Annotated in this window: 1 rRNA gene; it reads left to right on the plus strand. The window is 56.1% G+C overall.

The features are described 5' to 3' along the window. A 23S ribosomal RNA gene (locus AB0K92_RS33570) occupies positions 1 to 1028 on the plus strand; the annotation flags it as partial. Between the last annotated feature and the right edge of the window lie 41 nt (positions 1029 to 1069).

Here is a 1069-nt window from a genome sequence, read left to right on the forward strand (position 1 = left end):
GGCGAAGCTGAGAACTTAAGCGCCAGTAAACGGCGGTGGTAACTATAACCATCCTAAGGTAGCGAAATTCCTTGTCGGGTAAGTTCCGACCTGCACGAATGGCGTAACGACTTCTCGACTGTCTCAACCATAGGCCCGGTGAAATTGCACTACGAGTAAAGATGCTCGTTTCGCGCAGCAGGACGGAAAGACCCCGGGACCTTTACTACAGTTTGATATTGGTGTTCGGTTCGGCTTGTGTAGGATAGGTGGGAGACTGTGAAGCGGGCACGCCAGTGTTCGTGGAGTCGTCGTTGAAATACCACTCTGGTCGTGCTGGATGTCTAACCTGGGTCCGTGATCCGGATCAGGGACAGTGTCTGATGGGTAGTTTAACTGGGGCGGTTGCCTCCTAAAGGGTAACGGAGGCGCCCAAAGGTTCCCTCAGCCTGGTTGGCAATCAGGTGTTGAGTGTAAGTGCACAAGGGAGCTTGACTGTGAGACCGACGGGTCGAGCAGGGACGAAAGTCGGGACTAGTGATCCGGCGGTGGCTTGTGGAAGCGCCGTCGCTCAACGGATAAAAGGTACCCCGGGGATAACAGGCTGATCTTCCCCAAGAGTCCATATCGACGGGATGGTTTGGCACCTCGATGTCGGCTCGTCGCATCCTGGGGCTGGAGTCGGTCCCAAGGGTTGGGCTGTTCGCCCATTAAAGCGGTACGCGAGCTGGGTTTAGAACGTCGTGAGACAGTTCGGTCCCTATCCGCTGTGCGCGTAGGAGTCTTGAGAAGGGCTGTCCCTAGTACGAGAGGACCGGGACGGACGAACCTCTGGTGTGCCAGTTGTTCTGCCAAGGGCATGGCTGGTTGGCTACGTTCGGGAGGGATAACCGCTGAAAGCATCTAAGCGGGAAGCCTGCTTCGAGATGAGGACTCCCACCCACTTGATGGGGTAAGGCTCCCAGTAGACGACTGGGTTGATAGGCCGGATATGGAAGCACGGTAACGTGTGGAGTTGACCGGTACTAATAGGCCGAGGGCTTGTCCTCAGTTGCTCGCGTCCACTGTGTTGGTTCTGAAACCACGAACA

Origin of the sequence: Streptomyces sp. NPDC052687, from assembly GCF_040678395.1 — a bacterium.
Taxonomy (GTDB): Bacteria; Actinomycetota; Actinomycetes; order Streptomycetales; family Streptomycetaceae; genus Streptomyces.